Source organism: Areca yellow leaf disease phytoplasma (genome assembly GCF_041920595.1).
Window position 1 is genome coordinate 558,364 of record NZ_CP169277.1, and the last position, 6,992, is coordinate 565,355.

Here is a 6,992-nt window from a genome sequence, read left to right on the forward strand (position 1 = left end):
TGCATTGCCATCCTTACAGGTCCTAAATAGGATTATACATCACTACAGCTGCATTTTTAGACTCAAAACTTTGGAAGATGCTAAAAACACAAACATTTACGTGTTTTGTATTCTTTTGTCGAATTGCACAGATTTTGCCTGAAATTAGACTTCGTTGAAGTGCACAGATGATCAAAGAAAAAAGGTTTAATTCCATTCTGTATGATGCTATGATTTTAATTTATTGTATCCTTCGCATCTTTAGAAATTCAAAAATTTCAAGATACTAAAATATGATCTTGCATTAATTGCTTGTATGATTTGTAAGAAAGTTGTCTTGTTTAGGTAAAGAAATATTGAACCTCAAGAAGATGTTTTGTTCAGCTGTTATTTAGATTACAAAATAGGAATTGCAGTTGCTAAATTTTAACAAGTTTCTAAGACACTCATTATAGAAAGGTTGGCTCTTGTTGAGGGTGGCATTAACTGTGATAGGAACAGAATGAAGTTAAATTAACAGTGGTTATAATCAAATTATCTAAATATTTCCTGTATTATATGCCAGAAAGAAATAAAATGCTTGATGCTAAAGGTCACGAAATACTATTTGTACACACCCACAAACAAACCGACACTTCTGCTAGTACCCCGCTTGAAAGCAAACTTATTGCAGACATTCATAAAGTGTGATAACAATAAAATATAGACAGTTAAATATGAGTTAATGTTTATCTTCATTTGTGTGCTATGTCAGTTTATTTTAACTAAAATAACAAAGCTCCAAATAAAATTGACCATACAAAAATCAAACTTATGACAGCATCTCACACTCCTGATCTAAAATCACGACAGCAGTTTATCATTCCCATTGCGTGTACACTGTGTTTTTATACCTTGGCAGTCTTGCAGGGGCTATCTCCTCTATTTCTGATAATTTATTACAAAACTTCTTTAATATTTCACAAAATAAATAGACATACACGATATTACAACAAAGACCGTTTCTAAACGGTCTTTTATTATGAAATGCATTTTCAAATTTCATTATTTGTAATTAAGAAAAACAAAATTATTCATCATCATTATTTTGATCTTACCTAATTTATAAAACTCCTTTCTTTCTAAAACAGGGATGGGTTTTGCAATGCGGTGTTTGTGTACTTAAAGATGTAGCATTCTGCAATCAATATTCCAATAATAAAGAGCTTCTCCTATTTAAAAAAATTTTTAAAATTTACGTGATGAAATTAATATATGTTTTAATAATATTTCTTCTTTGAAAACCCAATATAGTTTTCTTTTCACTTCACAAGCACCCATGACTAAATGACCTAATAGCAAACCTTTGGGAGTATAGTTTTTTTGTTCTAAATCTAGTTCTTTAATTTTTTTCCATGTCATGTAAAATAGTACCTGCAAATAGTAAATCACTATTGAGAAAAGGATAAATTTTTAAAATAGATTCTGCCATTTTTAACATAGTTAAAGTATGATAACCAAGTCCGCCATAATAAATATGATGAATTTTTAACGCTGCTTTGGAAATTAAAAAATTTATTTTTGTTTTTGCAATATAAATTATAAGTGATTTGTTTTAAGACTTTGTTTTTATTTTATGAATGTGCTCCTATTTCTTTTGCAATAGTAAAAGACGAATTAGAAAACTATTTACATAAAATAAAAAACAAAGTCTTAAAACAAATCACTTATAATTTATATTGCAAAAACAAAAATAAATTTTTAATTTCCAAAGCAGCGTTAAAAATTCATCATAATTATTATGGCGGACTTGGTTATCATACTTTAACTATGTTAAAAATGGCAGAATCTATTTTAAAAATTTATCCTTTTCTCAATAGTGATTTACTATTTGTACAGAGTACTATTTTACATGACATGGAAAAAATTAAAGAACTAGATTTAGAACAAAAAACTATACTCCCCAAAGGTTTGCTATTAGGTCATTTAGTCATGGGTGCTTGTGAAGTAGAAAAAGAAGCCCAATTATTGGGTTTTCAAGATAAAGAAGAAGTATTATTATTAAAACATATGTTAATTTCTCATCATGGACTTTTAGAACATGGAGCTGCCAAAAAAAAAGAACACAAATAGGAGAAGCTCTTTTACTTTGGTATTTAGATAATATTGATTGCAAATTAACATCTTTACAAGAAGTTTTACAAAAAACCACCACCCAAACATTTACAAAACCCATCCCTGTTTTAGAAAAGAAAAGGGTTTTATAAATCATTAAATTTGAATCAAAAATAATGATGATGAATAATTTTGTTTTCTTAATTACAAAAAATAGTGAGTTTGAAAATGCATTTCATAATAAAAAGACCGTTTAAAAACGGTCTTTTTGTTGTAATAATATTATTTATTATCTATTTTATTTTTTGTTATAATATGAAATATTAAAAGTTTTGTAATAAATTATCCAAGTAAGAATTCTTGCAAAGTTTGCCAAGGCAACAAAACACAATTAATTTTACCTGGCAATTGATAAACTATATCAAATGATTTTAGATCAGAATTAAGCAAAGTGCCAGTCATAAGTTTGATTTTGTACCATAGCCATAAAATGATTAATTTTATTTAAGGCTTGTGTTTTGGTTAAATGTTCAAATAAACTGACATAACACTGGCAGAAGCAACACAAATAGAACAAACATTAGCTTCATATTTAATATCTATAATTTTATTGTTATCACACTTTAATTGAATAATAAATTTATCACCACAATAAGAAGTTTGCTTTTCAAACGGAATATAGCCTGGAAGTCAGACATCGGTTTGATTTGTGGATTGTGATAATATTTCATAATTATTTCGTGTTTTTTAGCATCAAGCATTTTATTTCTTTCTTTCTGGCACTTATAATACAAAATATTTGAATAATTTGATTATAACCATTTTTGTTGAATTTGTTCTCTTAACTCATTCTGGTCTTTTACCATAATATAATCCTGAGTTGTGCCACCATGTAAAAATTGTACTTTTCTATAATGAGTGTCATTTAAAACTTGTTTAAGGATTGTAACTTTGGGAGTTGTCTCGGTTCCTGTTTTAGCAGCTAAAATAACAGCATAAGATAAAAAAACATCTTCTTGAGGTTCAATATTTTCTTCTTTGCCTAAACCAATGAGACCAACTCTTACAAAATCACTATCTCTCATCATACCAGGACAATTAATTGCAAGATCATATTTTGAGAGTATCTTGCAATTTTTGAGGAATTTCTAAAAGATGCGAAGTTTTAATAAATTCAAAATCATAAATGTTTTTGACATCCTTTAAGGATAGATTAAACCTTTTTTCTTTGATCGTCTGTTCGCTTACTTCAACGAGTCTAATTTTTTGAGACAAAAAAATCACAAGGAGCTATGTGCAATTCATTAAAAAGGGCATACAAAACACGTAAATGTTTGTGTTTTTTAACATCTTCCAAAAGTTTTGAGTCCTAAAGTATTTGCTTTGTGGATGTATAATCCATATTTAGGATGCAATAAGGGGATTACCATTATTGAGAGCAAAGTTCCTTCTTTGGTTTTATAAATTTGATTATATCCTTGCATATTATGAAAATTATTGCCAATATTAGCATCAATCAAACCTTCATTTTGAAGGCGTCATTACCCTGACAATTGATATTTTGGGCTTGAACTTCTTGTTCGCTTAAAATCTCTAATTTAGCGTTGTATTGTAAAAAACATCTTTAATTTCAACCGAGAACATCAAGCACTCTTTGAAAAGGGCTTGAAATTTTAATTATTTATTCCATTGTTAATTCCCTTTTTTTTTGCTTTATAATGTTGTTTTAATTTGGAGGATAGGTATTGTTTGTAGAATTGAAAAGAAATATTATATACTAAATAACTTGGTGAATGCATGAAATGATAGCAATTTAGTCGATAAAAATAAAAAAGACTAACTTAAAGTTGATCTTAAATATTATATTCAAATTTGATTGTCTTAATGCTTAAAAATGAAATGGTTCCAAAAAATTATGCTTTGGGAACAGTTAAAATAATGATTTAAAGGATTTTTGTTTTAAGACTTTTTTAATTGTTTTTGATTGAAACATGATTTAAGAAAAAGGATAGGCAAAAGCTAAAGCAAAAAATAAAACTATATTTACCAAAAATAAATAAAAGAGGCACAAATTCTTTTCACAAAGATGAGTAAAAAGGGGTAGACAAATACTTTAAAAAGAATTCTAATTTGCATACAAAAAAGTAAATCATGCCATGAATAAAACAAATATCAAAAGAATAAAGGAATTCCAAAAAAATTGAATAATAACTATTTTTATATTTAAATGATGAAATATTTTGTAATATCCCGATCAGAAACCCTAAAGATTTTAGAATGCACCAATATCTTTGTTTTTTAAGGTGATAATATTTTCTCATATGAATAATCATTTAAAAAGATATACACAAATATATATCTTTCTGAAATAATAAAGATTTAATAACAACTAAAATGTCTTGTTTGGCTTGACTTTCTGGTGTGACATAGCCTAAATTACAAAGCCAAGAAACATATTGAAAAAATATCAAAAAAGAAAGAGTTAGAATAAGCAACATTACTAGATGTAAAATGATTTTAAAAACTAATTTCTTATTATTTTTTCAAAATATTTTGAGTTACAAAGAAGTTGTTTGTTTTGGAAAGATGAGTTTGTACTAAAAACCCAAAATGCATTTGCTTGATGTTGAGAACTATAATTTTCATTTGCCAAAGTCAGATTTTAAAATCTAGTTCCATAGCATTATTTTTGTTTAATAAATTAGCAATCTCTTTTCTTGCAGGTTTTATTTTGTAATATTTGGGGTTGATTAGTAGAAGCTTAGTTACTTTCTTAGTAAGGTCTTTTGCAATTTGACTATCAGCAAATTCAATAATGCGGTCTGCATATTTATACACTTTGGGTATCATGAGAAACTATAACAACCAAGAGTTATCTTTTTGATATTTGTTTTAAACATTTAAAGATTTTTGTCCTGTTTTTCATCTAAATACTAGTAGGTTCGTCTGCCAAATCATTGATTTAATTGAAACACGAGCAACACTTTACTTTGCTTTGTCCTCCCGAAAGCCATTGATTAGAGCAGTGAGTTTCAGACCATCCAATTTCTACTTTGTTTTAATATTATATTGTGGATTTTCCATCATTCCATTTGTTTTGATTGTAGTGTACAAGTTTATTTAGAATATTTAAAAACTGCGCTAAATTATCTAATAAATTATATTTAAAAATAAATCGAAAAATAATTGCGATAACTTTAATAATATCATACAACATATTGTATAAGAAGGTAATATCTAAATATATACAACTATACAATACTGTTCGATGTTTTGATGAATAAATAAAAAATACTTAAATATATGAGTACTAACTGTGTTAAAAGTGTGTTTAATAAGAATAGGGTACTCATCAAAGCTGTTTTGTGTTAAAAGTTTAAAGCTTGTTCTCTTGTTAAAGAAGCCAATTAAGTTAATATAATTTCAAGTTAAATGGTTCCGATACATACAGTAATAATTCGAAGAACTCAAATTCTTAGTTGAAGAAGTTTCGTGTTGGTGAGCAGGAAAGCCGCCAGCTATATCGACTCATGGAAGTGAAGTGTTGACTCAAGGTGTCGACTCATAGAAGCTTGAGCTGATACGTAGAAGAAGTTTTAGATGGTACAATGAAGTGTCGACTCATGAAGCTCAAGTATCGACTCATGTGTCAACTCAAGTATCGACTCAAGGCCTGAGACCAAAATGATACAGAATATACTTCATCTTCATGAGTCGACATCAAGGACCACTCAAGATACTTCAGATTATTTTTGGTCTCAAATTAGTCGACATTGGGAAAGTTGACACATGAGTCGATACTTGAGCTTCATGAGTCGACACTTCATGTGTGCCATCTGAAACTTTTTCTAATTATTCTAAAGCTTCTATGAGTTGACACCTTGAGTTAACACTTCACTTCCATAAGTCGATACTTGGCTGAAACTTTCCTAAAATCTACTGAAATTTCTTCAACCTCAAGATTTGAGTTCTTCAAGATTATTCTTATATATCAAGGTCCATTTAACTTGAATTTACTATTAATTTAATAAGGCTTTAACAAGATAAAGCTTTTAAAACTTTTAACACAAATATTATAGATGAGTGCAAATCTTCTAATTGCAAACACACTTTTAAAATACATTTAGTACTCAAATATATTTAAGTATTTTGTTATTCATCAAAATCAAGATAGAGAGTAAAGATATTGCCTAATAGTTGTATATATTTAGATATTAATTTTCTTATAATAGTTACACATAGGTATGATATTAGTTTTACTGTAATTATTTTTAGATTTGTTTTTCCAAGAATATAATTTATTAGATAATTTAATAGCTTTTGAAAATATTCAAATGACTTAGCACTACAATCAAAACAAGTAGATAATTGGAAAATGCAACAAATATTAAAACAAGTAGAATTGATGGTCTTTAGAACTCACTATCCTAATCAACTTTCAGGAGACAAAAAACAAAGAGTGTTAACTCAGAAATAATGAAAAATCCTAAAATGATTTTTGGCAGACGAAATCCCATTATAATTTAGATGAAAAAACAGGACAAAAATCTTTGAATGCTTAAAACAAATATCAAAGATATCTTAGTTGTTATAGTTTCCTCATGATACCCAAAGTGCTTATAAATATGGAAGGACTGCATTATTGAATTTATGATGGTCACCAAAAAGATTCCATTAAAAAGTAACTAAAGCTTACTTCGATAACCCTAAATATTACAAAAATAAAATTTATACCTAAGAAGAAGTATATAATTTATTAAAACAAAAAAATAATGCTATGGAATCCAGATTTTGCACCTACTTGGTAAATGAAAATTGTTTATGTTCTCAACATCAAGCAATGATTGTTTTTATAGGTATGCCAAAACTCATTCTTCCAAACAAAACAAGCAATACGTAAATTGAAGAACGAAGTACAA

The 6,992-nt window shown here is 27.6% G+C and carries 7 protein-coding genes; 1 reads left to right on the forward strand and 6 read right to left on the reverse strand.

The features are described 5' to 3' along the window. Nucleotides 1-1,206: 1,206 nt before the first annotated feature. A complete protein-coding gene (locus tag ACEW7V_RS03170; protein ID WP_374695419.1) occupies nucleotides 1,207-1,380 on the reverse strand; it encodes a hypothetical protein in 174 nt (57 codons plus the stop codon). A gap of 201 nt (nucleotides 1,381-1,581) precedes the next feature. Here ACEW7V_RS03170 and ACEW7V_RS03175 point away from each other — a divergent pair, with 201 nt between their 5' ends. Then, on the forward strand, nucleotides 1,582-2,091 hold the full coding sequence (locus tag ACEW7V_RS03175; RefSeq protein ID WP_374695420.1) for a hypothetical protein: 510 nt from the start codon (nucleotides 1,582-1,584) through the stop codon (nucleotides 2,089-2,091). Between the two features lie 504 nt (nucleotides 2,092-2,595). Here the strand turns inward: ACEW7V_RS03175 and ACEW7V_RS03180 are convergent. The 5 genes from ACEW7V_RS03180 to ACEW7V_RS03200 form a co-directional block, all read right to left on the reverse strand. Then, nucleotides 2,596-2,751: an iron-sulfur cluster assembly scaffold protein gene (locus ACEW7V_RS03180; protein WP_374695782.1), complete on the reverse strand. Its 156-nt coding sequence runs from the start codon at nucleotides 2,749-2,751 to the stop codon at nucleotides 2,596-2,598. 134 nt (nucleotides 2,752-2,885) lie between these two features. Next, nucleotides 2,886-3,161 (reverse strand): hypothetical protein, encoded by a 276-nt coding sequence (locus tag ACEW7V_RS03185; RefSeq protein ID WP_374695421.1) that lies wholly within the window; start codon nucleotides 3,159-3,161, stop codon nucleotides 2,886-2,888. Nucleotides 3,162-3,183: 22 nt separating this feature from the next. Next, entirely contained in the window at nucleotides 3,184-3,348 is a 165-nt protein-coding gene (locus ACEW7V_RS03190) for a hypothetical protein (RefSeq protein WP_374695422.1), read from the reverse strand. Between the two features lie 68 nt (nucleotides 3,349-3,416). Continuing rightward, the gene (locus tag ACEW7V_RS03195; protein ID WP_374695423.1) at nucleotides 3,417-3,593 is read right to left on the reverse strand and encodes a hypothetical protein; all 177 of its coding nucleotides are present in this window, start codon (nucleotides 3,591-3,593) and stop codon (nucleotides 3,417-3,419) included. A gap of 1,135 nt (nucleotides 3,594-4,728) precedes the next feature. Next, the gene (locus ACEW7V_RS03200; protein WP_374695424.1) at nucleotides 4,729-4,923 is read right to left on the reverse strand and encodes a hypothetical protein; all 195 of its coding nucleotides are present in this window, start codon (nucleotides 4,921-4,923) and stop codon (nucleotides 4,729-4,731) included. Nucleotides 4,924-6,992 lie beyond the last annotated feature (2,069 nt).

Coding starts and splice junctions, on each gene's coding strand:
- ACEW7V_RS03170 (WP_374695419.1), bottom strand. CDS start 1,380: ATGACATGGAAAAAAATTAAAGAACTAGATTTAGAACAAAAAAACTAT.
- ACEW7V_RS03185 (WP_374695421.1), bottom strand. CDS start 3,161: ATGATGAGAGATAGTGATTTTGTAAGAGTTGGTCTCATTGGTTTAGGC.
- ACEW7V_RS03200 (WP_374695424.1), bottom strand. CDS start 4,923: ATGATACCCAAAGTGTATAAATATGCAGACCGCATTATTGAATTTGCT.